This is a genomic window from Streptomyces vulcanius (genome assembly GCF_042653945.1).
In the GTDB taxonomy this organism is placed as follows: Bacteria; Actinomycetota; Actinomycetes; order Streptomycetales; family Streptomycetaceae; genus Streptomyces; species Streptomyces mangrovi.
In genome coordinates this window covers 133273-156967 of record NZ_JBHSFK010000019.1, presented here as the reverse complement: position 1 = coordinate 156967, position 23695 = coordinate 133273, and the positions used below count along the sequence as shown (strand labels likewise).

The following is a 23695-nucleotide window of genomic DNA, read 5'->3' as shown; positions in this document are numbered from 1 at the left end:
CGTGGACGGCCACCCAGTTGTGGATAACTCGGCCACCCACACGAGTGAGGGTCAGCGGGGCGAGACCACAACTCCCAGCAACCCCGGCCCCGTATGCGCCCCGATCACCGCGCCGACCTCGCTCACATGCAGATCCGCCAGCCCCGGCACCCGCGCCCGCAGCCGGTCCGCGAGGGCGGACGCCCGCTCGTGGGCCGCGAGATGGTGTACCGCGATGTCGACCGGCGCGCTGCCCGCCCGGTCCGCCACGAGTTCCTCCAGGCGCGCGATGGCCCTCGACGCGGTCCTTACCTTCTCCAGGAGGTCGATGCGCCCCCCGTCCAGCTGGAGCAGCGGCTTCACCGCGAGGGCGGAGCCCAACAGGGCCTGGGCGGCGCCGATCCGGCCGCCGCGGCGCAGATAGTCGAGGGTGTCGACGTAGAAGTAGGCGGAGGTGGCGCCGGCCCGTTTCTCCGCGGCCGTGACCGCCTCGTCCACCGTGCCCCCGTTCTCCGCGGCCTCGGCCGCGGAGAGCGCGCAGAAGCCGAGCGCCATCGCGACCATGCCGGTGTCCACCACCCGCACCGGCACCGGCGCCTCCCGCGCCGCGGCGACCGCGGCGTCGTAGGTGCCCGACAACTCGGCGGACAGGTGCAGCGAGACGATTCCGGTGGCGCCCGCCTCGGCGGCCTTGCGGTAGGTCTCGGCGAACTGCTGGGGGCTGGGGCGCGAGGTGGTGACGGGGCGTCGCTTCTGCAACGCCTGGGCGAGGGAACGGGTCGAGATCTCGGTGCCCTCTTCCAGCGCCCGGTCGCCCAGTACGACGGTCAGGGGCACTGTGGTGATGCCGTGGCGCTCCATCGTCCGCTGCGGCAGGTAGGCCGTGGAATCCGTGACGATCGCGACATGGCGGGACATGAGCTGGAGGTTACCTGGCGTAGCCCTCGGACGGCAGCCCGGCCCCTCCCGCCTGGACGGCCCTTGACCGAAACCGGAACCGCTCGCAGACGGCACAACGCGGCCCGGTCAGGCCGTGCTTTCGGGCCGGGGCTTCTTCTGCCAGGGATAGGTGGGGCGCTTTCCCGGCGGGGTGATGGCTGGCCGGGTCGGTTCCTGCGCGGTACCCGAGCCGGGCGCCTCCGGCCAGGTCTGGTCCTTGGCCGCGCGATCGTCGGCCGGGGCCTGCGGCCACGCGGGCGGTGTCTGCGCGGAGGCCGGGGTGCCCGAGGCACGCGGGGTGTCCGAGGTGCCCGGGGTGTCCGAGGTGGTCCAGTGCCGCAGGGCGCCCGCCTCGACGTCGATCTGGGCGCTGAGGGTGTCCAGGTCGTCCTCGGCGAAGCGGCGGGCGCGGTCCTGGGCCGCCCAGCGCAGTGAGTCCGCCGAGCTCGTGATCCGCTCGGTGCGCTCGCGCAGCGAGGGCAGCCGCTCGGCGAGCTTCGCCCGGTCCGGCTCGGACTCCAGGCGCTTGAGTTCGCCGTCCAGTTCGTGTCCGTGCTCGCTGAGCCGCTTGAACAGGCCGAGGGACTCCTTGAGCGACTCGTCCTCCGACACGCCCGCGTGCAGCGCGTCCTGGGTGGCGCGCATGGACGTGCGCAGGCCGAGCCGGAGTTGGGCGATCTCGCCTACCGGGCCGGGCTGGGCGAAGGACTTGGCCCGCAGGGTGTGGTGCTCGACCGTGCGGCGGGCCTGGTCGATGGTGCGGTCCACCCCGCGCTTGGCGGCACCGACCGCCTTCACGGTCGCGTAGGCGCCGAGTGCCAGGAACAGCACGACCAGGAGGGCGAAGACTGCGACCACTGTTTCCACGTGCTCCTCCTCCGGTCCACTTCGCTCTTCCCACCGTAAACGAGACGGGCAGGCCCGGAGTTCCAGGAGAACCCCGAACCTGCCCGCACGGAACCCCTAGGGGGCCGGGAAGGACACTGACGTGCGGCCTTACGCCGGAACGATGTTGACCAGCTTCGGCGCCCGCACGATCACCTTGCGGATCCCCGCCCCGCCCAGTGCCTTGACCACGCCCTCGTCGGCCAGGGCCACCTTCTCCAGCTCCTCGTCGGAGATGGCCGGCGACACCTCCAGCCGGGCCTTGACCTTGCCCTTGATCTGGACGACGCAGGTCACGCTCTCGTCCACGGCGTAGGCCGGGTCGGCGACCGGCAGGTCCTGGTGGACGACCGAGTCGGAGTGGCCCAGTTTGCGCCACAGCTCCTCGGCGATGTGCGGGGCCAGCGGGGCCACCAGCAGCACCAGGTCGTCGGCGACGGTGCGCGGCAGCGCCCCGCCCACCTTGGTCAGGTGGTTGTTCAGCTCGGTGATCTTGGCGATGGCGGTGTTGAAGCGCAGGCCCTCCAGGTCCTGGCGCACGCCGTCGATCGCCTTGTGCAGCGCCCGCAGGGTGGCCGCGTCGATGTCGGCGTCCTCGGTGTCGACGACGGTGACCTCGCCGGTGGCCTCGTCGACGATGTTGCGCCACAGCCGCTGCAGCAGGCGGTACTGGCCGACCACGGCGCGGGTGTCCCACGGCCGGGAGACGTCCAGCGGGCCCATCGCCATCTCGTACAGACGCAGGGTGTCGGCGCCGTACTCGGCGCAGATCGTCTCCGGGGTGACCGCGTTCTTCAGGGACTTGCCCATCTTGCCCAGCTCGCGCCTGACCGGCTCGCCCGCGTGGAAGAAGGCGCCGTCGCGCTCCTCGATCTCGTCGGCCGGTACCGGGAAGCCACGGCTGTCGCGGTAGACGTAGGCCTGGATCATGCCCTGGTTGAACAGCTTGTGGAACGGCTCCGCGGAGGAGACGTGCCCCAGGTCGTACAGGACCTTGGACCAGAAGCGGGCGTACAGCAGGTGCAGCACGGCGTGCTCGGCGCCGCCGACGTACAGGTCGACGCCGCCGTGCGGCCGGCTCTCGCGCGGGCCCATCCAGTACCGCTCGATCTCCGGGTCGACCAGCTTCTCGCTGTTGTGCGGGTCCAGGTAGCGCAGTTCGTACCAGCAGGAGCCGGCCCAGTTGGGCATGGTGTTGGTCTCGCGGCGGTACGCGCGTGCACCACGGCCGTCGCCCAGGTCCAGCGTGACGTTCACCCAGTCCTGGTTGCGGGACAGCGGCGTCTCCGGCGAGGTGTCCGCGTCGTCCGGCTCGAAGGTGCGCGGCGAGTAGTCCTCGACCTCCGGCAGCTCCAGCGGCAGCATCGACTCGGGCAGCGGGTGGGCGACGCCGTCCTCGTCGTAGACGATCGGGAAGGGCTCGCCCCAGTAGCGCTGGCGGCTGAACAGCCAGTCGCGCAGCCGGAAGTTGACGGTGCCCGCGCCGATGCCCTTGCGGGCCAGCCACTCGGTGATGCGGGCCTTGGCCTCGGCGACGGGCAGGCCGTCCAGGGAGATGTCGTCGTTGGCGGAGTTGATGATCTTCGCGTCGTACGACCCGAAGGCGTCCTCCCATGTGGACGTGTCGGTGCCACGGCCGTCGGTCGGCTCGACGATGCAGGTGATCGGCAGCTCGAAGGCGCGGGCGAACTCGAAGTCGCGCTGGTCGCCGGCCGGGACGGCCATGATCGCGCCGGTGCCGTAGCCCATCAGCACGTAGTCGGCGATGAAGACGGGGATCAGCTCGCCGTTGACCGGGTTGGTGGCGTACACGCCCGTGAAGACGCCGGTCTTGTCCTTGGCCTCGGCCTGCCGCTCGACGTCGGACTTGGAGCCGGCCTGTGCGCGGTAGGCGGCGACGGCCTCGGCCGGGTTCGGGTGGCCGCCGGTCCACACGTCGTGGGTGCCCTCGGGCCAGGTGTCCGGGGTGAACTTGTCGACCAGCGGGTGCTCGGGTGCCAGCACCATGTAGCTCGCGCCGAACAGGGTGTCCGGGCGGGTGGTGAAGACGGTGATGTGCTCCCCGTCGACGGGGAAGTCGACGCGGGCGCCCTCGGAGCGGCCGATCCAGTTGCGCTGCTGCAGCTTGATGGCCTCGGGCCAGTCCAGCGCCTCCAGGTCGTCGAGCAGCCGGTCGGCGTAGGCCGTGATGCGCATGTTCCACTGGCGCAGCTTGGCCTTGAAGACGGGGAAGTTGCCGCGCTCGGAGCGGCCGTCGGCGGTGACCTCCTCGTTGGCCAGCACGGTGCCCAGGCCGGGGCACCAGTTGACCGGCGCGTCGGAGGCGTAGGCCAGCCGGAACTCGCCCAGGACGTCGGCGCGCTCGATGGCGGTCAGTTCGCTCCACGCGCGTGTGTGTCCCGGTACCGCGCGCTCACCGGACTCGAACTGGGCGATCAGCTGGGCGATCGGGCGGGCCTTGTCGGCTTCGTCGTCGTACCAGGAGTTGAAGATCTGCAGGAAGATCCACTGGGTCCACTTGTAGTAGTCCGGGTCGATCGTGGCGAACGACCGGCGCTTGTCGTGGCCCAGGCCCAGCCGGCGCAGCTGGGACTTCATGTTCTCGATGTTGGCCTCGGTGGAGACACGCGGGTGCGTGCCGGTCTGCACCGCGTACTGCTCGGCGGGCAGGCCGAAGGCGTCGAAGCCCAGGGTGTGCAGGACGTTGTGGCCGGTCATGCGCTGGAAGCGCGCGTAGACGTCGGTCGCGATGTAGCCCAGAGGGTGGCCGACGTGCAGGCCCGCACCGGAGGGGTATGGGAACATGTCCATGATGAACTTCTCGGGCCGGGCGACGACCGTGGGGTCGCCCTCCAGGTCACCCTTGGGATTGGGAGCGGCGTACGTGCCCTCGGCGTCCCAGAAGTCCTGCCAGCGTGCCTCGATCTCGGCGGCCATGACCGCCGTGTAGCGGTGCGGCGCGGCCACCTCGGCGGCAGCGGGGTTCGTCTCGCTCATGATCCTCAAAGCTCCATCGATCGTCTCTGCCAGCGGCTGCGACTTCCCTGGAAACGAAAAATCCCCTCACACAGGAGGGGGCGCCGCGCCGATGCCGAACCGTCCGGTCCACCGGGGTTCGGGACTGATCAGCGCGGCCCGCTAAGCAGGAGGCGTACGGCACGCATGGCGTTAGGGTACCGCAGGCCTTGAGCAAGCCGCGACGGAGATCCGTATCCCCTCTGGGACGCACGGGCGCACCCAGCCCAAAACTGAACAAAGGTCAAAGATTACTTCGCGTAACAGTCACTAAGCGGACATCGCACCGCCCAGCTTGTCACTTGATAACAACGCAATAACTCAAACCTCGTACCCATCGGTATGGAGCCACTTAGAGTTCGGCACCGGGACCGCTTTCCCGAAACTGCTCGGAGTTGCCCCCATGAACCCTCCTTTCAATAACAGCTCGCTCCCCAAGCCAGGCCGGTCGGCCTACGGGGTGGCCTCGGCTGTCGTCCTGGTCCTCATACCCGTGGTCGTGCTCGCCGGCGGTAACCAAGTCCAGGAGTTCCTCAACTTCGGTGCGGGCGTACTGTCACTGGTGTGCCTCACCTGCTCGGTCATCTGGGGTCTGGTCGCCCAGGACCGGCTGATCCTCAACACCCGCCAGCGGATCATCGCGCAGGGCATCCACCGGGTGACCGCCGTCGCCTCGATCGCCTTCCTGCTGGTGCACATCACCGTCAAGATCGCTCTGGAACACACCGTCCTGATCGCCGCGATCATCCCGTTCTCACTCGGTGTCACCGGAATCGGCGGTCTGATCGGCCTGGGCTCCACGGCCGGTCTGCTCATGATCTTCGTGGGCATCACGGGCGCGCTGCGCAACCGGTTCGCCGCCCCGGCCGAGGTCGCCGCCCGCTGGCGTGCCATGCACATGCTGGCCTACCCGGCGCTGTGCGCGGCCCTGATCCACGGTCTGTTCGCGGGACGCGCGGCGAAGCCGTTCTTCATGCACTCGTACGAGCTCTGCCTGGTCGGCGTCATGGCCGCCCTCGCGCTGCGTGCCGCCCCGCGAGAGTTCAAGCGCAAGTTCGCCGACCAGATCGCCGCCATGATGGGCACCCGGGACCGCTACGGCATGGACGACCTGGAGGCGTCACGCGCGCGCGTGGCGGACGGCGGCCCCCGCGGGCGTGGCCCGGAGACCGGCTCCTCCGCCCTGCCCGGCTACGAGGGCCGTCCGTCCCGGTCGTCCGGGCCCGACACCGGCTCCTTCAGGATGCCCCCGTCGGCCTCGCCGCTCTACGACACGCCGGCCGCTCCGGAGCCCGCGAACGGCTTCGCCGCCGCCTACCGCGCCGTCAACACGCCCGGCCAGCAGCAGCCGTACGCCGCCGACCAGACCGCGCGGATGAACATGTCGTTCGACACACAGGCAACGGAGGCCATCCCGCGCGTGGACAACGGCGGCAGCGTCTCGGGCAACTGGCCGATCCCGTCCCCGCCGCCCGTCGGCGAGGCCCCGCCGTCGGCCTACGACCCGCTCCAGGACACGGGATTCAACATCCCGGTCTATGGCAATTCGGGCACCAACGGGTACCCCGGGCGTGACGTGTACGACACCGGTGAGACGAACACCCAGTACGGCACGTACAACGGGACTGACACGTACAACAGCGGTCCCGCCAGTGCACCATCGCCCGGAGCGTCCACCGACACTCCGGGTTCGGGCGAACCTTGGAACACGCCTTCCGGAGGCTATAGGTGAACGAGGCCCTGCCCGACGTTCCAGAAGTCCGCGTGGTCGGCCTTCCACAACTCACGTCGGGCTTCGACCTTGTAGAGAGACTCGATCTGCCCATGCACCTCAAGGTGCATGGGCCGCTTGAGCCGATGGGCGGAGAGAAGCTCGCGCAGCTCTCCGAACGCATCAACCTCAAGGGACGCGGCGGCGCGGGCTTCCCGTTCCACAAGAAACTGCGCTCGGTCGCCGACTCGGCGATCAAACGCGGCGTACGGCCGGTCGTCGTCGTCAACGGCAGTGAGGACGAACCGGCCTGCCGCAAGGACACGGTGCTGATCAACCGTGCCCCGCACCTCATCCTGGACGGCGCCCTCCTGGTCGCCGAGGCGCTCGGTGCCCGCACGCTCGTGGTGGGGGTCACCCGGGAGTCGACGCAGCGCTCCATGGAGGCCGCCCTGGCCGAACGAGGCCTGAGCAACGGCCGCCGCTCCGCGCTGAAGGCGTTCGTCCAGCGCAACCCGATCCGCATGGTCACCGGCGCGGCGGCCTCGCTGATCCGCTCCATCGACGGCGGCCCTGCCGTCCCGCCCGGCCGCAAGACCAGCGCCTCCGTGAACGGCGTCGGCGGCGCGCCGACCCTGCTCTCCAACGCCGAGACGTTCGCGCAACTGGCCATCGCCGCCCGCATCGGCCCGGAGCGCTACGGCAACACCGGCCTGTACGACGAGCCGGGCACCGTCATGCTGACGGTCTCCGGCGCGGTCGCGCGCCCCATGGTGATCGAGGTCCCCACGGGCGTCCCGCTGCGCTACGTGCTGCAGCTGGCCGGTGCCCCGCCGGTCCCCCAGGGCGTGCTGACCGGCGGCTACCACGGCAAGTGGATCGACGCCGCGACGGTCAACGAGGCGGTCGTCTCCCGCAATTCACTGGACGCGGTGGGCGGCGCGCTCGGCGCCGGCGCGATCCTGCCGATCAGTCAGGAGACCTGCCCGCTGGGCGAGTCGCTGCGCGTGGCGCAGTGGCTCGCGGAGGAGAGCGCGGGACAGTGCGGTCCCTGCTACCTCGGTCTGCCGGCCGCCGCACGCGGCATGGAGGACATCATCAACGGCGGCGGCCCGGCCGCCCTGGAGGCACTCAAGCAGGTTGCCAAGAACGTCAAGCGGCGCGGCGCGTGTTCACACCCCGACGGCTCCGCGATGTTCCTCGAGTCGACCATCAAGGCGTTCACCGACGACCTCGCGGCCCATGTCCTCGGAAACGGCTGCGGACGGCCCGTGGAGGGCGTTCTGCCGCTCTTCGAGGAGGGCATGGCCCCCGCGGGCATCTCGAGCGGCGGAGCGCCCCAGGAGACCGGCGACAGCCGTCAGAAGATCTTCGTCGACTGGACGTTGTGCCGCGGCCACGGCCTGTGCGCGGACATCCTTCCGGAGGTCTTCCAGCTGGGCGCCGACGGCTTCCCCACCGTCGCGCAGGCGAAGGTGCCGCGCTTCGCGGAGGCGAAGGCGCTGCGCGCGGTGCGCCGTTGCCCGGCGCTGGCCCTGCGCCTGGAGGAGGACACACGCGGATCGGCGCCCTCCCGCAACCTGCCGGTGCTCTCCCAGGGCCGGGGCCGCCGCGCTCTCGGCCGCTGACCCCACACCCGGAAGGGGCCGCCTGTTTCTTCGGGCGGCCCCTTCGGCATTCCGTCCACACGCGGGGAACGCAAAGAAAGATCCCGCCGGGTCGAATCCGATCCGGCGGGATCTTCTGCTGTGGAGCTAAGGAGAATTGAACTCCTGACCTCCTGCATGCCATGCAGGCGCTCTACCAACTGAGCTATAGCCCCCTGCGGTGTCGCCCGGTCTCCCTGGCGGCGACGCCAACATTACACGGTCCGGGGGGTGGACCACCAAATCGTTTCCGTCCTGCCCGGTTCAGGCTGTCACGAACGAATAGAACCGCTTGAGCGTGCAGTGCTCCTCGAGGAGCCGGCCGTAGATCGGCTCGCCCTCCAGCTCGCGGTACGTCTCGATCGGGTCGCCTTTTATGATCAGCGCCCGCGCGCATTCCTCGCACCAGTACTGGTAGTCGGGGTTGACCGGCTCCATGTCGCGGACGATCGGGGTGCCGTTGCCGCACCAGTCGCACTTCCGCCTGTGTGCACCCATCGATCAGCTCCAGCTGTGGCCGCAGGCCGTGCACACGTAGGAGATTCCGCCATTGTCCCCGAGGACTTGCGCCACATGCCCGGAACCACAGGAGGGGCAGCTGAGCCGGGTGGCCTTGTCCCGTGTCAACGCCGCTTCGGAGAGGTGACCGACCTCTCCGAGGATGCTCGCAGGCATCGCTACTCCCTCCCGTCGGGTCGCGCCCCCTTCCGGCCGTTTGATTCTGCCACGGCCAGAGCGATACGGTCAGCGACGCCTCAGTACCAGTCCGGACACGGCACCCAGCGCGGCTGTCGCAGCGAGCGCGAACATGCATGTGAGAAGCGCTTCCGAAGAGCTATACGCCTGCGGAGCCCCAAGTGACTCAAGCCGGTTGAAGAACAAGGTGCCGAAAACCGCCACACCGATGAGCTGGCCGAGCTGGACGACCGTGGCGAGCAGTCCGCTCGCGTCCGCCGCGTCCTCGGGCCGCACCGTCGCCAGGGCCCGGGTGAGGGTGGGGCTGAAGGCCAGCGCGAGCCCGGCGCCCACGCCGAGGTACGCCACGTACAGCCACCAGCCTCCGTGGTCGCCGCCCCTGAGCACCAGCCCGACGCCCGCCACGGACAGCCCGGTAAGAGTGAACCCGGTCGGGATCAGGGCCCGTTGCCAGGCGGCGGGCCAACGGCGCCAGGTCAGGCCGACCGCCCCGAAGACGACCGCGGTCGGCACGAACGTCAGCCCGGCCCGCAGCGCGCTGTAGCCGAGGCCGCCCTGGACGTGCAGCGTGAGCACGAACAGGAAGCCGCCGTTGACCGCCATCACGGCCAGCAGGCGCAGGACGGCCAGGGCCATGCCGGGGTGACGCAGGACGCGCGGAGCGATCAGCGGTGCGCCGCCGCGCCGGGCCAGCCGGGACTCGTAGCCGCAGAACAGGGCCAGCAGGAGCCCGCCGGTGGCCAGGGACAGCCAGGACCACAGCGGCCAGTCCTCCTCCTGCCCGAGCACGAGCGGCACCGTGACCAGGGAGACGGCCGCCCCGAGCAGCACCAGACCGGGCCCGTCCAGGCCGCGCGCCCGTTCCCGCGGTGCGGCCCCGCCCCGCGGCAGGACCCGGCGTCCTACGGCGAGCAGGACGAGGCCCACCGGAACGTTCACCAGGAAGACCGGGCGCCAGCCGGTGCCCAGGAGGTCGGCGCTGACCAGGACGCCGCCCACCGCCTGTCCGGCCGCGGCGCCGACGGCGAGGACCGCCGAGTAGGCGCCGAGCGCCCGCACCCGGGCCTCACCGGTGAAGGTGCGCTGGATCAGGCTGAGCACCTGCGGGATCATCACCGCCGCCCCGGCGCCCTGCGCCAGCCGGAAGACGATCAGCTCGGTGCTGCCCCGCGCCAGTCCGCAGGCCAGCGAGGCGGCCGTGAAGAGGGCCAGCCCGACGAGGTGGACCCGGCCGTGGCCGAACCGGTCGCCGAGCCGCGCGCCGGTGATCAGCAGCACGGAGTAGGTGATCGCGTAGCCGGCCACGACCAGTTGGAGGTCGGCGCCGGAGGCGTACAGGTCGGAACCGATCGTGGGAGCCGCGACGTTCACGATGAAGACGTCGAGCAGCGCCATGAACTGGGCCGCGAGCAGGACCGCCAGCAGCAGCCGGGGCCGGTTGTCAGTGCCGTGGTCTTTACTGGCAGCAGGACGTGAAACGGGGGCGGGACCCGGGCTCGTCCGGGGTGTGGTCGTCATGCCGTCGAGCGTGACGACACTCCGGTACGGGTGCCGAGAGCCCACCGATGCTGGTACTGACAGCACCTGGCAGGGGACGGGTGGGGCATCGACCATGGGGGGCGTGACGATGAGCACACACGCGGGTACGGGCACGGCACACCGGCGCCGGCCGGAGCTGGCCGCCTTTCTGCGCAGCAGGCGCGCCCGGGTGACACCGGCCGATGTCGGCATGCCACCGGGACTGCGCCGCCGCACACCGGGGCTGCGGCGCGAGGAGGTCGCCCAGCTCTCCGGTGTCGGTGTCACCTGGTACACCTGGCTGGAGCAGGGCCGGCCGATCAACGCCTCCCCGCAGGTCCTGGACGCAGTGGCGCGCACCCTGCGGCTGGACGCTCCGGAGCGGGAGCATCTGTACCACCTGGCGGAGGTGCCGTACGCGCCGGAACCGGAGCCGGAGGCACCGGCGCGGAGCGTGGGCCCGGAGATCCGGGGCATCGTCGACGCCCTCGCTCCCCGCCCGGCGGTCGTCTACAACTCGCGCTACGACGTCCTCGCCTCCAACGCCCCCTTCCGCGACCTGTTCTTCCGTCCGCAGGACAGGTCGGTGCCACGGCTCAACGCGCTGTGGCGGCTGTTCATGACCTCGGAGGAGGACTGCCCGCTGGTGTTCCGTGAGGCGGAGCTTCCACACATGGTGGCGACCCTGCGGGCCGGGTACGGGCTGCATGCGGGAGAGCCGCTCTGGGAGGACTTCTTACGCGACCTGTCCGCGGCGAGTCCGCTCTTCGCCCGGCTGTGGAGGTCCGGGGACGTGGCGGAGCCCGGAGGGCGGGTGAAGGTCTTCCGGCACGCGAGGCTGGGCGAGATACGGATGACGTCCACGTCGTTGTCGATCAACGGGATGCCGGAGTGCCGGATCGTGGTCTACACACCGGAGGAGGAACGTTCGCGGGAGGAGCAATGAAGAAATCCCGCCCCCTGGGGGACGGGATCTTCTTGGAACTGTGGAGCTAAGGAGAATTGAACTCCTGACCTCCTGCATGCCATGCAGGCGCTCTACCAACTGAGCTATAGCCCCTTGCGTTCTTCTGTCCCGCTCGGCGGGGCGAACAAGAAGAACTTTAGCCTGCGCCCTGCCGGAAAGTGAAATCCGGGTCCCGGGCCACGGGGGCGGCTCAGTCGTCGTCGCCGAGCACCGGTTCCGGCAGGGTGCCGGCGTTGTGCTCGAGAAGGCGCCAGCCGCGGGCGCCCTCTCCGAGGACGGACCAGCAGCAGTTGGAGAGGCCGCCGAGGCTCTCCCAGTGCCGGGCCTCCAGGCCGAGGAGGCGGCCGATGGTGGTGCGGATCGTGCCGCCGTGGCTGACGACGACGAGCGTGCCCTCGTCCGGGAGCTTCTCCGCGTGCCGCAGCACCACGGGGGCGGCGCGGTCGGCGACCTCGGACTCCAGTTCGCCGCCGCCGCGGCGGACCGGCTCGCCGCGCTTCCAGGCGGCGTACTCGTCGCCGTACCGGCCGACGATCTCCTCGTGCGTCAGCCCCTGCCACACGCCCGCGTAGGTCTCCCGCAGGCCCTCGTCGTGGGTGATCTCCAGGCCGGTGAGCGCGGCCAGCTCGGCGGCGGTGTTCGCGGCGCGGGAGAGGTCCGAGGCGACGATGGCGTCGGGCTCCAGGGAGGCGAGGAGCCGGGCGGCGCGGCGGGCCTGGCCCACGCCGGTCTCGGTCAGCTCGACGTCCGTGGTGCCCTGGAAGCGGCGCTCCACGTTCCAGGCGGTCTGGCCGTGCCGCCAGAGGATGACGCGGCGGCCCCGGCCACTCACCGCAGCTCCCCGAAGCCGGCCGTGTCGCCCTCCTCGGCCTGCAGCTTGGCGTGCTCCGCGGCCTTGCCCCGGGTCGCCCTGGCGTCCTCGGGCAGCTCGAGCTCGGGGCAGTCCTTCCACAGCCGCTCCAGGGCGTAGAAGACACGCTCCTCGCTGTGCTGGACGTGGACGACGATGTCGACGTAGTCGAGCAGGATCCAGCGGGCGTCACGGTCGCCCTCGCGGCGCACCGGCTTGGCGCCGAGCTCCTTGTTGAGGCGCTCCTCGATCTCGTCGACGATCGACTTGACCTGGCGGTCGTTGGGAGCGGAGGCCAGCAGGAAGGCGTCCGTGATCGACAGCACGTCGCTGACGTCGTAGGCGATGATGTCGTGCGCGAGCTTGTCGGCAGCCGCCTGGGCGGCGGCGGTGATCAGCTCGATGGAGCGGTCGGTGGCGGTCACTACGTGGCTTTCCGTCGGCGGTCGTTTGCCCTCAAGGGTCTCACGGACCGCCGACGGCGCCCCACATGATTGCTACGGAGAGGACTGCGAGGCGGACGAGGGCTTGTAGTCCCGGCCCAGGACGACCCCGACATCCGCGTTCGAGGAAACCGTGCCCTTCTTCACCGCGCTGGTGGGCAGGTCGAGGGTCTTGGCGACCTCGGTGGCGTTCTCCTTGTCGGCCGTGTCCTCGTACAGCACCTGGGAGGCGGCCTGGGTACCGGACGGCGTGGCGGCCTCCACGAACGTGAAGCCGCCGTTGAGGAGGACCACGCGCGCGTCCTCGGTGTTGGCCTTGGTGCCGCTGGCGTTCTGGACGGAGACGCTGACGGCCGCGTCCTTGTCGGGGCTCTTCGCCGTGCCGCCGAGGACGTCCTTCACCACCCCGGAGCTCTCCTCCGCGCTGAGCGTGCCGTCGGTCTGCACCGGCAGCAGGGCGGTCTTGTAGTCGCCGCCCTTGGCGAAGTCGGAGAGCTTGGCGAGGAAGGTGCCGAGGTCCTTGTCGGTGAGGGAGGGGTCGAGGATCTGCGCCAGCGTCTGCACGGTGGTGGTCGCCGCCGTCGGATCGGAGGAGACCTTGCGCAGCACGCCCTGCATGACCTGGCCGAACCGCTCCAGCTGGGCGTTCTGGGTCTCGCCCTCGGCGCGGTAGGTGGCGTAGCCGACGGCCATCTTGCCGCTGAGGGTCTGGTCCTGGCCCTTCTTGACCAGGGGGGCCTGGCCCTTCTTCTTGGCCGCAGGGTCGGGGACGTCGGTGTCGGTGTCGACCTCGATGTTGCCGACGAGATCGACGAGGTTCTGCAGATAGGGGGTGTCCAGCCGCCAGGTGCCCTCGATGTCGGTGCCGAGGACGGTGTCCAGCGCGTCGCGTGTGCCGGCGGAGCCGTCGTCGTCGACGGACTTGGCGAGGGTGGTCGTGCTGCCGTCCTCGTCCGTGAGGACGAGGGAGTTGGGCAGCAGCACGGTGGTGCCCTTCTTGGTGGTGGTGTTGTCGACCAGCAGTGCCGTGGAGGTGCCGCCCGCCCCGGTGTTGTGGAGGTGCACGACGATCACGTCGCGCTTCTGGGCGGCGCTCGCGGTGGTGGTGTCGGCCTTGGAGCCGGAGGAGGACGACAGACCGGGCAGCTTCCCGGCGTACCAGAGGTAGCCGACTCCGCCGACCGCGACGAGGGCGAGGACCACGACCAGGGCGACGACCCGGCTGCGGGCGCGGCGCTTGGCCTCCTCACGGCGCTCGGTGCGGTTCTCGGTGAAGTTCAGCCAGTCGATAACGTCCTCGGAGTCGCCGCTGGGCTCCTCCACGAACGCGAACTGCTCGGTGTGGTAATCCCGTTGGGGCTGCCCGGTGTACTCCGGACTCTCCGGGCCCTCTTGGCCGTCCGGGCTCCCCGGCTGATCCGTCCGGTCCGTCCGGTCCGTCCGGCCCGTCCGCTCCTCGGCGGGGCCGGCCTGCTGGGGGATGTGCGCGGTCTGTTCGGCGACCCGGGACTGTTCGACCCGGGGCTGCTGTCCGCTGGTCGCGGTCTGCCCGTAGGGGTCGTAGGGAGCGGCGGTGGCGGTGCCGTAGGGGTCGTAGCCTCCGGGGACCGGCTGCTGCTGCCCGGTGTCGTACGGGTCGTAGGCGGGAGCCTGCTGCTGCATGCCGTTGGCGTACGGGTCGTAGCCGTATCCCTGCTGAGGGTGCTGCCCCTGCTGCCCCTGCTGCCCGTACGGGTCGTAGGGCTGCTGCTGGGGAATCTGCTGGGACGGGACCTGCCGGTAGACCGGTTGGCCGTACTCGTCGTAGCCGACGAGTTCGTACGGGTCGCCCCCGTACCCCGCGTCGTATCGGTCGTTCACCGGTACCCCTCTCGGCTCACTGGCCGCGGTACAGCTCGCGCTTGTCGATGTACCGCACGACGCCGTCCGGCACCAGGTACCAGACGGGGTCGCCCTTGGCGACTCTCGCACGGCAGTCTGTGGAGGAGATGGCGAGCGCGGGAACCTCGACGAGCGAGACACCGCCCTCCGGAAGGCCGGGGTCCGCGAGGTGGTGGCCGGGCCGGGTGACCCCGATGAAGTGCGCGAGGGAGAACAGTTCCTCGCTGTCCCGCCAGGTGATGATCTGGCCGAGGGCGTCGGCGCCGGTGATGAAGAAGAGGTCGGTGTCCGGGTTGATGGCGGCGAGGTCGCGCAGGGTGTCCACGGTGTAGGTGGGTCCGCCGCGGTCGATGTCGATGCGGCTCACCGAGAACTGCGGGTTCTCGGCGGTCGCGATGACCGTCATCAGATAGCGGTCCTCGGCCGGGGAGACCCGGCGGTGGCTCTTCTGCCACGGTTCGCCGGTCGGAACGAACACGACCTCGTCCAGGTGGAACTGCGCGGCGACCTCACTGGCCGCCACGAGGTGTCCGTGGTGGATCGGATCGAACGTCCCGCCCATGACGCCGATACGGCGCTTGCCAGGGTTCGACGGGCCGGTAGGCATGTCGTGCTCTCCCATGCGTGCAGACCCTACCGGCCCGGCCTGGGGGCGCCGGCCGACCGGTGCCCGGAGTGCCCCGGTATGGACAAGGGGTGCCTCAGCGGTCTCGGTTGAAGCGGGTGGTGATCCACAGCAGGAGCAGCAGGATGAGGAACGCGCTGCCACCGGTGACCAGAGGTTCCAGGCTGTTGTGGTTGCCGCCGTGTTCCTCGCCCTCGGCGGCAAGGGTGACCAGCTGTGCAGCGGCGCTGTGAAGGTTCATCTTCGGCAGGACCTATCCGGTGTGGGCGGGATAAAGACGTCGGCCACATCGTAAGCGGGCGGCTGTTCGCCGATCACCCCGACTCCGCCTTTGGGAACCTTCCCGTCGGCTCAGTCGTCCTTCCGCTTGTAGCCCCGCAGCAGGAACCACGCGGTGAGCACACAGCCCAGGATCATCACGATCAGTACGACACGGAGCAGGTTCCCCGCCCCTTGTTGCTGGGCGGCCTCGGTCAGCCAGACGGCGGGGGTGTGCTCCATGACGTGGGACTCCTTCGGTGTGGTGCCCGTCCAAGGTAACTCCGCCTAGGCTGGGCTCTGCTTCGGGGGCGCAAAGGGCCGAAAAAGGGTCCGCAAAGGGCCGACAACGAGGGCCACACAGACGCACATGGGGGAAGACATGTCCGACGACGGCCACCAGAACAACGGCTCCGAGAACGTGCCGAGCAGACAGCGCAAGCGGTTCCCGGGGATCTCCTCCCGGGCCTACGAGCACCCTGCCGACCGCTCCGCCCTGGTGGCGCTGCGCAAGCTGAGCGGTTTCGACACGGTGTTCAAGGCGCTCAGCGGTCTGCTGCCGGAGCGAAGCCTCAGGCTGCTGTTCCTGTCCGACTCGGTTCGGGTCTCCGACGAGCAGTTCTCACACCTCAACGACATGCTGCGGGACGCGTGTTACATCCTGGACCTGGAGAAGGTCCCGCCGATGTACGTGAACCAGGACCCGCAGCCGAACGCGATGTGCATCGGCCTGGACGAGCCGATCATCGTGGTCACCACCGGCCTCGTCGAGCTGCTGGACGAGGAGGAGATGCGGGCGGTCATCGGCCACGAGGTCGGCCACGCGCTCTCCGGGCACGCGGTGTACCGCACCATCCTGCTGTTCCTCACCAACCTCGCCGTCCGGGTCGCCTGGATCCCGCTGGGCGCCATAGCGATCATGGCGATCGTCACCGCGCTGCGGGAGTGGTTCCGCAAGTCGGAGCTGTCCGCCGACCGGGCCGGTCTCCTCGTCGGGCAGGACGTACGGGCGTCGATGCGCGGTCTGATGAAGATCGCGGGCGGCAACCACCTGCACGAGATGAACGTGGACGCGTTCCTGAAGCAGGCCGAGGAGTACGAGGCGGGCGGCGACCTGCGCGACTCCGTGCTGAAGATCCTGAACGTGCTGCCCCGCTCGCACCCCTTCACCACCGTGCGGGCGGCCGAGCTGAAGAAGTGGGCCGAGTCCCGCGACTACCAGCGGATCATGGACGGTCATTACCCGCGGCGCGACGCGGACAAGGACGCCTCGGTCAGCGACTCCTTCAAGGAGTCCGCCGCGCACTACACGAGCAGCGTCAAGAGCTCCAAGGACCCGCTGATGAAGCTGGTCAGCGACATCGCCGGCGGAGCGGGCGGCCTGGGCGGCCGGGTCCGCCGCGGCTTCGACGGCTTCACCAGCTCGTCCCCGGCGAACGACCAGTCCCCGGGAGACGGTGACGACTCCCCGAGGAACGGTTCGGACGGCCCGACGGACACCCCGCCGCGCGACACGGACTGAAGGGGCACCAGCCGCACCACCGGGCGGGCGAGCGCCCGCCCGGTTTCTCACACCTTCGGCTGTGCGCTGGTCGCCAGCGTTCCACACAGGGCTGTCGCGCTGCCCGTCGCGTAGGGGTCGGTGCCGGCGGGGCCGCCGGTCTTGGCGGTCTGGGTGGCCAGGAGGGGGCGGAGGCTGGTGGTGGAGTCCTCGGCGCAGGAGAGCGGACCCGCCTGGACGTAGGCGACGATCAGCTGGGTCTGGTGGGTGCGCAGGTCGTCGCGGTCGAAGCGGAAGTGCATCTCGCGACGGACGGTGAACAGGGAGACCGGGGAGTTCGCGGCGGCGCCGGCCGGTCGCAGCGCGTACACGAAGGTGTGGTCCGCGGTCACCTCGAGGGTCGCGGAGTCGGTCTCGGCGGCCTGCAGGGTGCCCTGGACGCGGATCTTGCGGTCGGCGAGCTCGGTCTGGGAGGGGTCGAAGCGAACCACCCAGCCGGTCGGGCCGTGCCGTCCGTCCGCGGCCGGATGGCTGAAGCTCTCGTCGAACTGCTCGAGCTGACCGCCGTCGATCAGCCCGCGCACGGACTGCACCTCCTGGCCGGTGAGCACCTCCGGGTACAGGGCGGAGCGCACGAGGTACTCCTTGGCGGTGATCAGCGCGGTGACGACCTGGCTGTCGGAGAAGTGCGCGGTGCTCCGCGAGGCCGGCAGCGGAATGCCCTCGGCACCGATGCGGAACTGCGCGGCGGGGCTGTGCGCGTACAGCTTCTCCGGGTCGGCGGCACCGGGCACGGCGCCCTGCGGGGCGAGCGGGATGACGGTCATCCGCAGGGGTTCCACCGGCCGGCTCTCCACCGGGTTCCGGTAGGGGCTGCGGATGCCCATGTAGATCGCGGTGCCGAAGGCGAGGGCGATCAGGAGGACGAGGATCAGGGCCTGCCGGGACAGCCCCCGGTGCAGAGGCGGCCGACGCCGTACGGCGGGCGTGTGGTCGGCCATGCGCTCCTGCGCGGAGTACTCCTGGAGGCGGGCAGCGCGGACGAACGATTCGTCGAACACGACGGATCGGTACTCGTCCTCACCACCTGCGGGAGCACCCTCGGGTGGTCCCTCCGGTGGGTCTCCAGGCCCGGCCATACTTTCAGAGTAGGTCGTGCGGAGCTCAGGTAAACGCCCTGCTGCGCGACAAGTTCTGACAGGTTCTCACCAGGCTCGCCACAGATCCTCAGGGCGTGCGCGGAACCGCGGAGAGGGGTGGCCGGGAGGAATCGGCGGACGCGGAGGGTGGCGCCGCGCTTCCCTGTTCGAGGCCGGTGCGGGCGGGCGACGGCACCTGGTCGCGGCTGCCCGAGGAAGCTCCCCGGTACACCGCGGCGAAGGCCAGCGCGACCATGCCGACGCCCATGACGACGGCGAGCATCCAGGCGACGGGGCGGTGCCAGCGGACCTGCTTGCCGTACGGCCCGAAGGGTCCGTGGCGGCCGTCGGCGTCGTCCAGGTCGTCGAAGTCCGGATCATGGCCGAAATCGCCGGGGCCGTCGGGACCGAACGCGTCCTCGTAGCGGTCGCCCCGGGCGCGGGCGCGGCGGGCCTCGGCCTCCGAGGCCTCGGCTCTCGCCTCGGCGGCGGCCAGGAGGCGCTCGACGGCGGTCGGCTCGTGCACCACGGCCGCCTGTACGAAGGCCTCGTCGAAGACCACGGAGGCGAACTCTTCGTCCGACACCCCGCGGTCGTAGTCGTCGTCGGGCTCCCAGCCGTCAGGGAACGGCATACCCCCCACGTCCTCCGGCACGCTTCCAGAGTAGACCTGGGGGTTCAATTTGGGCAGACGGTACGGAAATTCATCCGCCAGATGAGACGCCTTTCACGCCCCCGTCCGCACGCCCCCGTCCGGGGGACGTCAGCGCCGTACGTGCCCGTCGCCGGTGACGATGTACTTGGTGCTGGTCAGCTCCGGCAGGCCCATGGGGCCCCTGGCGTGCAGCTTCTGGGTGGAGATGCCGATCTCCGCGCCGAAGCCGAACTGGCCGCCGTCGGTGAAGCGGGTGGAGGCGTTCACGGCGACGGTGGTGGAGTCGACCAGCTGGGTGAAGCGGCGGGCGGCCTGCTGCGAGGTGGTGACGATGGCCTCGGTGTGGCCGGAGGTCCACAGCCGGATGTGTTCGACGGCCCGGTCGAGGGAGTCGACGACGGCGGCGGCGATGTCGTAGGAGAGGTACTCGGTCTCCCAGTCCTCGGTGGTGGCCTCGACGACGGTCGCCTTGGAGTCCTTGGCGTAGGCCATGACCCGCTCGTCGGCGTGGACGGTGACCCCGGCCTCGGCGAGGGCGTCCAGGGCGCGGGGCAGGAACTCGGGGGCGATGTCCTGGTGGACCAGGAGGGTCTCGGCGGAGTTGCAGACGCTGACCCGCTGGGCCTTGGAGTTGATCAGGATGTCGACGGCCATGTCGAGGTCGGCCGCCGCGTCGACGTAGACATGGCAGTTGCCGGTGCCGGTCTCGATCACCGGGACGGTGGACTCGGAGACGACGGTCCGGATGAGGGAGGCGCCGCCGCGCGGGATCAGGACGTCGACCAGACCGCGGGCACGCATCAGCTCGCGCACGCTCTCCCGGCTCTCCCCCGGCACCAGCTGCACGGCGTCGGCGGGCAGCCCGGCGCCGCCGACGGCGTCGCGCAGCACCCGCACCAGCGCGGTGTTCGACTCGTAGGCGGAGGCGGAGCCGCGCAGCAGGACCGCGTTGCCGGCCTTCAGGCAGAGGACGGCGGCGTCCACGGTGACGTTCGGGCGGGCCTCGTAGATGATGCCGACGACGCCGAGGGGGACGCGGACCTGGCGCAGGTCGATGCCGTTGGGGAGGGTGGAGCCGCGGACGACCTCGCCGACCGGGTCGGGCAGCGCGACGACGTCGCGGACGTCCGAGGCGATGGCCCGCACCCGCTCCGGGGTGAGGGTCAGCCGGTCGACGACCGACTCCGCCGTACCGGCCTCGCGGGCCTTGGCGATGTCCCGGGCGTTGGCCTCGACGATCTCACTCGTACGGACTTCCAGCGCGTCCGCGATGGCGAGCAGCGCGTCGTCCTTGGCGGCCCTGGGCAGCGGCGCGAGGTCGGCGGCGGCGGCCTTGGCGCGGTAGGCGGCCCGGGTGACCGGAGACATGGCGTCGTACGGCGAGAGCGTGGTCATACGGGAAGGGTAGTGGCCCGGGCCGAGGCGTCCACGTTTCATCCCACACCCCGAGACACACTCCGAGACGCGCTCCGAGACAGCCTGGCAGGGGTCAGAAGGGGTGGACCCCCACCGGGGTCGCCGGGGCCGGGCCGTAGCCCTCGGCGATGCGCTGGTGGTAGGTCTGGCGGTCGATGACCTCCAGGCCGACGATCTCCCAGGGCGGCAGCCCGGCCGTCTGGCGGTGCTCGCCCCACAGCCGCAGCGCGACGGCGGCGGCGTCGTGCAGGTCGCGGGCCTCCTCCCAGTACCGGATCTCCGCGTGGTCGGGGGCGTATCTGCTGGTCAGGAGGAAGGGGTGGTCGTGGGCGAGCTGTTCGAGGGCGCGCCGGACCTCCCCCAGCGGTGCCTTCTCGCCGGAGACGCTCAGGGTGACGTGCCACAGCCGGGGCACATCGCTGGGGCGCGTGTTCTCGGGCCCCTCGCGCTCCTCGGCCCCCTCGGCGCTCTCCCGCTCCTCGGCCCGGTACCGCTCCCCCGCCGCCACACTCGTCAGGGCACGTTCCTCACCGGGCGCCCGCGACGGCATGGCGCCGTCTCCGCCGGTGCTGGTACTCCCGCGGGCCGCTGCCACCCCAGGGCGCACTCGTCTCACGACGGCCTCCTTCACGCAGCGCTCGTGCGGGATCTGTCCCCGAGAAGTCCCCGAGGAGTCCCTGAGAACAAAGGTGTGTCCCCGAGAACAAAGTTGAGCAGGCCGCAGCGTTCCTTGGGGCGGTTTCACGGAACGTCCTCCACCGGTACGGACCGTTCGAGCGCGCCGGGAGACGGCCGTTCGAGGATCTTCAGGGGTGGAGAATCACCAGGTCGTCGCGGTGGACGACCTCCCGCTCGTACTCCGCGCCGAGCTCCCGCGCGAGTTCACGGGTGGACCGCCCGATGAGCTGGGGGATCTCCTTGGCGTCGAAGTTGACGAGCCCGCGGGCGACGGCGTGCCCGGCGGTGTCGCGCAGCTCGACGGGGTCACCGGCGCTGAACTCGCCCTCGACGGCGGCGATCCCGGCCGGCAGCAGTGACGTGCGCCGCTCGACGACCGCCCGGACCGCCCCGTCGTCCAGGGTGAGCGAGCCCTGCGGGGTGGAGGCGTGCTGGAGCCACAGCAGCCGGTCGGCGGAGCGTTTGCCGGTGGGATGGAAGTAGGTGCCGGTGTCGCCGCCGGCGAGGGCGTCGGCGGCGTGGACGGCCGAGGTGAGGACGACGGGGATGCCGGCGGCGGCGGCGATCCTGGCGGCCTCGACCTTGGTGACCATGCCGCCGGTGCCGACGCCCGCCCTGCCGGTGCTGCCGATCTCGATGCCCGCCAGATCCGAGGGGCCCCGCACCTCCGCGATCCGGGAGGTCCCCGGCCTGCTGGGGTCGCCGTCGTAGACGCCGTCGACGTCGGACAGCAGGACGAGCAGGTCGGCGTGGACGAGGTGGGCGACGAGGGCGGCGAGCCGGTCGTTGTCGCCGAAGCGGATCTCGTCGGTGGCGACGGTGTCGTTCTCGTTGACGATCGGGAACGCGCCCATCGCGAGCAGCTTGTCGAGGGTGCGGGAGGCGTTGCGGTGGTGGGCGCGGCGGCTCATGTCGTCGCTGGTCAGCAGCACCTGGCCGACGCGGACGCCGTAGCGGGCGAAGGAGGCGGTGTAGCGGGCGACGAGGAGGCCCTGGCCGACGCTGGCGGCGGCCTGCTGGCGGGCCAGGTCCTTGGGGCGGCGGCGCAGGCCCAGCGGGGAGAGACCGGCGGCGATGGCTCCGGAGGAGACGAGGACGATCTCCCGCTCTCCCCCGCTGCGGATCTTGGCGAGGACGTCGACGAGCGCGTCGACGCGGTCGGCGTCGAGGCCGCCGGCGGCGGTGGTCAGCGACGAGGAGCCGACCTTGACGACGATCCTGCGGGCCTCGCCCACGGCCTGCCTTGCCCCTGCCACCTTGTTCTTCGTCTCCTCGCGCAGCCGTCCCGACACCTCGGATGCCCGGCAATCTACGCGAACCGGCCCCCGCGCCGCGCGCGGGTTTCACTCCCCGGACAGCACTGCGGGGATCCACGCCGTGACACTCCGTTCACTCTTTGCGTACGGCAAAAAGGTTGTACGGGTTCCATATGGAAATTGAAGAGAACTCAAATTTATTTTGAAGTTTGTGTCACCTACAGTTCGCCCTGTGAAGCGCATACTCCTCAGGTCGGGGAAGAGCCCCTTCGACGTGGTCCCCGTCGAGGAAGCCCTCCATCGCGACGTCATCGCCACCAACGCCGGCAACCTGATCTTCAGCGACGCCGCGCACAAGATCCTCACGGTGCCCGGCGCCGCGGAGGTCGTGTCCAACGGGATGCGGACGGACCTGGGCGCGGCGGGGCGTATCAACGAGGAGTACGACGCCTTCGTCGTGCCGCTCGCCAACGCCTTCCGGCCCTCCTTCGAGGGGTCGCTCCAGCGGCTGACACGGCTGATATCCCGGCTGCGGATCCCGGTCGTGGTGCTCGGCGTCGGCGCGCAGGCAGGCCTGGACAACGACCCCGCGCGGCTGAAGGCCATGGAGCCCTCGGTGCGGGAGTTCGTCTCGGCGGTGCTGGAGCGCAGCGCGTCCATCGGGGTGCGCGGCGAGTTCACCGCGAAGTACCTCACCGACATGGGCTTCAAGGACGTCGAGATCATCGGCTGCCCGTCGCTGTTCATGTACGGCGACCGGCTCAAGGTGGAGAAGCGGGTGCCGGCGCTCACCGCCGCGTCACGGATCGCGATCAACGGCTCGCACAGCGCGGTGCGTTACGGCGGCCTGGAGCCGATCATCACCGGGGCCCACGCGCGCTACCCGAACCTCTGCTTCATCGGCCAGAACATCACCGACGCACGGCAGTTGCACTGGCGGGACGTGGACTCCTCGGCCGGCCGGGTCAGGCAGATGCCGACCCACCCCGAGCACCCGATGTACCAGGAGGACAAGGTCCGGGTGTACGTCGACCCGGTCACCTGGATCGACGACCTGGAGGAGTACGACTTCTCGTTCGGTTCGCGCATCCACGGCAACATCGCGGCGCTGCTGGCGGGTACGCCGGTGACCGTGCTGTGCGGCGACTCACGGACGCTGGAGCTGTGCCGCTACTTCGAGATCCCGCACCGGCAGCTGGACGAGGTGCCCTCGGACGTCGACCCGGCGCGGCTGTACGAGGAGGCCGACTTCGGCGGGCTGACCGGCAACCACCGTGAGCGCTTCGACCGCTTCACGGCGTTCCTGGAGAAGAACGGCCTGGAGAACACCTTCACGCACGGCGACGGCGGCGAGGCCTTCGAGAAGAAGCTGGGCTCGCTGAACTTCCCGGCGGGCGTGCGGCCCTGGATCGACCCCGATCTCGCCTCGCTGACCAGCAGGTTCGGCTGGCTGCAGCAGCGCATCACCGAACTGGACACCAACAACGCCCAGTTGAAGCGCGAGCTGGCGAAGTCCCGGGCGAACGCGAAGGCGGCCAAGGCCGCGGCGGCCGCCCTCCCGGTCCCGTCCATCTACCGCCGGGCGCGACGCGCGGTGGGCGCTCCGCTGCGCCGCGCCCTGAAGCCGTCGAAGTAAC

General features: G+C 70.5%; 21 protein-coding genes and 2 tRNA genes. 5 read left to right on the top strand and 18 right to left on the bottom strand.

From position 1 onward, the window contains the following. Nucleotides 1-51: 51 nt before the first annotated feature. From ACFPIH_RS27920 to leuS, 3 genes are all read right to left on the bottom strand, one after another. Nucleotides 52-897: a DegV family protein gene (locus tag ACFPIH_RS27920; RefSeq protein ID WP_381172898.1), complete on the bottom strand. Its 846-nt coding sequence runs from the start codon at nt 895-897 to the stop codon at nt 52-54. A 108-nt stretch (nt 898-1005) separates the two neighbouring features. After that, nucleotides 1006-1785, bottom strand: a complete 780-nt coding sequence (locus ACFPIH_RS27915) for a hypothetical protein (RefSeq protein ID WP_381172901.1) — start codon at nt 1783-1785, stop codon at nt 1006-1008. Nucleotides 1786-1914: 129 nt separating this feature from the next. After that, nucleotides 1915-4800 carry a leucine--tRNA ligase gene (gene leuS, locus ACFPIH_RS27910; protein WP_381172904.1) on the bottom strand — a complete coding sequence of 962 codons (2886 nt, stop codon included), beginning with the start codon at nt 4798-4800 and terminating at the stop codon, nt 1915-1917. Nucleotides 4801-5221: 421 nt separating this feature from the next. Here leuS and ACFPIH_RS27905 point away from each other — a divergent pair, with 421 nt between their 5' ends. Together ACFPIH_RS27905 and ACFPIH_RS27900 are read left to right on the top strand one after the other, a co-directional pair. Then, on the top strand, nt 5222-6550 hold the full coding sequence (locus tag ACFPIH_RS27905) for a ferric reductase-like transmembrane domain-containing protein (protein WP_381172907.1): 1329 nt from the start codon (nt 5222-5224) through the stop codon (nt 6548-6550). Further along, entirely contained in the window at nt 6547-8157 is a 1611-nt protein-coding gene (locus ACFPIH_RS27900) for an NADH-ubiquinone oxidoreductase-F iron-sulfur binding region domain-containing protein (RefSeq protein WP_381172910.1), read from the top strand. The genes ACFPIH_RS27905 and ACFPIH_RS27900 overlap by 4 nt, the downstream gene beginning before the upstream one ends. A gap of 121 nt (nt 8158-8278) precedes the next feature. On the opposite strand, the gene ACFPIH_RS27895 is transcribed toward ACFPIH_RS27900, so the two are convergent. The 3 genes from ACFPIH_RS27895 to ACFPIH_RS27885 all read right to left on the bottom strand — a co-directional run bounded on the left by ACFPIH_RS27895 (nt 8279) and on the right by ACFPIH_RS27885 (nt 10389). Continuing rightward, nucleotides 8279-8351: transfer RNA gene (locus ACFPIH_RS27895), tRNA-Ala, on the bottom strand. 88 nt (nt 8352-8439) lie between these two features. After that, nucleotides 8440-8673 carry a hypothetical protein gene (locus tag ACFPIH_RS27890; protein ID WP_381172913.1) on the bottom strand — a complete coding sequence of 78 codons (234 nt, stop codon included), beginning with the start codon at nt 8671-8673 and terminating at the stop codon, nt 8440-8442. Between the two features lie 246 nt (nt 8674-8919). Further along, the gene (locus ACFPIH_RS27885; RefSeq protein WP_381172916.1) at nt 8920-10389 is read right to left on the bottom strand and encodes an MFS transporter; all 1470 of its coding nucleotides are present in this window, start codon (nt 10387-10389) and stop codon (nt 8920-8922) included. Nucleotides 10390-10483: 94 nt separating this feature from the next. Between ACFPIH_RS27885 and ACFPIH_RS27880 the strand changes: the two genes are divergently transcribed. Continuing rightward, the gene (locus tag ACFPIH_RS27880) at nt 10484-11335 is read left to right on the top strand and encodes a helix-turn-helix transcriptional regulator (RefSeq protein WP_381172919.1); all 852 of its coding nucleotides are present in this window, start codon (nt 10484-10486) and stop codon (nt 11333-11335) included. Between the two features lie 41 nt (nt 11336-11376). Here the strand turns inward: ACFPIH_RS27880 and ACFPIH_RS27875 are convergent. From ACFPIH_RS27875 to ACFPIH_RS27845, 7 genes are all read right to left on the bottom strand, one after another. After that, nucleotides 11377-11449: transfer RNA gene (locus ACFPIH_RS27875), tRNA-Ala, on the bottom strand. Nucleotides 11450-11546: 97 nt separating this feature from the next. Next, nucleotides 11547-12188, bottom strand: a complete 642-nt coding sequence (locus ACFPIH_RS27870; protein ID WP_381172922.1) for a histidine phosphatase family protein — start codon at nt 12186-12188, stop codon at nt 11547-11549. Continuing rightward, nucleotides 12185-12631, bottom strand: a complete 447-nt coding sequence (rsfS, locus tag ACFPIH_RS27865) for a ribosome silencing factor (protein ID WP_381172925.1) — start codon at nt 12629-12631, stop codon at nt 12185-12187. The genes ACFPIH_RS27870 and rsfS overlap by 4 nt, the downstream gene beginning before the upstream one ends. 72 nt (nt 12632-12703) lie before the next feature. Next, nucleotides 12704-14509 carry an LCP family protein gene (locus tag ACFPIH_RS27860; protein WP_381172928.1) on the bottom strand — a complete coding sequence of 602 codons (1806 nt, stop codon included), beginning with the start codon at nt 14507-14509 and terminating at the stop codon, nt 12704-12706. 16 nt (nt 14510-14525) lie between these two features. Then, complete coding sequence (gene nadD, locus ACFPIH_RS27855) at nt 14526-15152, bottom strand: nicotinate-nucleotide adenylyltransferase (RefSeq protein ID WP_381172931.1); 627 nt, start codon at nt 15150-15152, stop codon at nt 14526-14528. Between the two features lie 79 nt (nt 15153-15231). Beyond that, on the bottom strand, nt 15232-15396 hold the full coding sequence (locus tag ACFPIH_RS27850; RefSeq protein ID WP_381172934.1) for a hypothetical protein: 165 nt from the start codon (nt 15394-15396) through the stop codon (nt 15232-15234). A 110-nt stretch (nt 15397-15506) separates the two neighbouring features. Next, nucleotides 15507-15656: a hypothetical protein gene (locus ACFPIH_RS27845; RefSeq protein WP_381172937.1), complete on the bottom strand. Its 150-nt coding sequence runs from the start codon at nt 15654-15656 to the stop codon at nt 15507-15509. Between the two features lie 139 nt (nt 15657-15795). On the opposite strand from ACFPIH_RS27845, the gene ACFPIH_RS27840 reads away from it, so the two are divergent. Next, nucleotides 15796-16935: a M48 family metallopeptidase gene (locus ACFPIH_RS27840; protein ID WP_381173350.1), complete on the top strand. Its 1140-nt coding sequence runs from the start codon at nt 15796-15798 to the stop codon at nt 16933-16935. Between the two features lie 47 nt (nt 16936-16982). On the opposite strand, the gene ACFPIH_RS27835 is transcribed toward ACFPIH_RS27840, so the two are convergent. From ACFPIH_RS27835 to proB, 5 genes are all read right to left on the bottom strand, one after another. Continuing rightward, nucleotides 16983-18053, bottom strand: coding sequence for an SCO2583 family membrane protein (locus tag ACFPIH_RS27835; RefSeq protein ID WP_381172941.1), 1071 nt, complete (start codon nt 18051-18053; stop codon nt 16983-16985). Between the two features lie 88 nt (nt 18054-18141). After that, a complete protein-coding gene (locus ACFPIH_RS27830; protein WP_381172944.1) occupies nt 18142-18708 on the bottom strand; it encodes an SCO2584 family spore wall biosynthesis protein in 567 nt (188 codons plus the stop codon). A gap of 108 nt (nt 18709-18816) precedes the next feature. Beyond that, nucleotides 18817-20103, bottom strand: coding sequence for a glutamate-5-semialdehyde dehydrogenase (locus ACFPIH_RS27825; RefSeq protein WP_381172947.1), 1287 nt, complete (start codon nt 20101-20103; stop codon nt 18817-18819). A gap of 94 nt (nt 20104-20197) precedes the next feature. Then, a complete protein-coding gene (locus ACFPIH_RS27820) occupies nt 20198-20740 on the bottom strand; it encodes a hypothetical protein (RefSeq protein ID WP_381172950.1) in 543 nt (180 codons plus the stop codon). Nucleotides 20741-20930: 190 nt separating this feature from the next. Beyond that, complete coding sequence (gene proB / locus ACFPIH_RS27815; protein ID WP_381173353.1) at nt 20931-22037, bottom strand: glutamate 5-kinase; 1107 nt, start codon at nt 22035-22037, stop codon at nt 20931-20933. A 253-nt stretch (nt 22038-22290) separates the two neighbouring features. On the opposite strand from proB, the gene ACFPIH_RS27810 reads away from it, so the two are divergent. After that, the gene (locus ACFPIH_RS27810) at nt 22291-23694 is read left to right on the top strand and encodes a polysaccharide pyruvyl transferase family protein (protein WP_381172953.1); all 1404 of its coding nucleotides are present in this window, start codon (nt 22291-22293) and stop codon (nt 23692-23694) included. The last annotated feature ends 1 nt before the right edge of the window (nt 23695 follow it).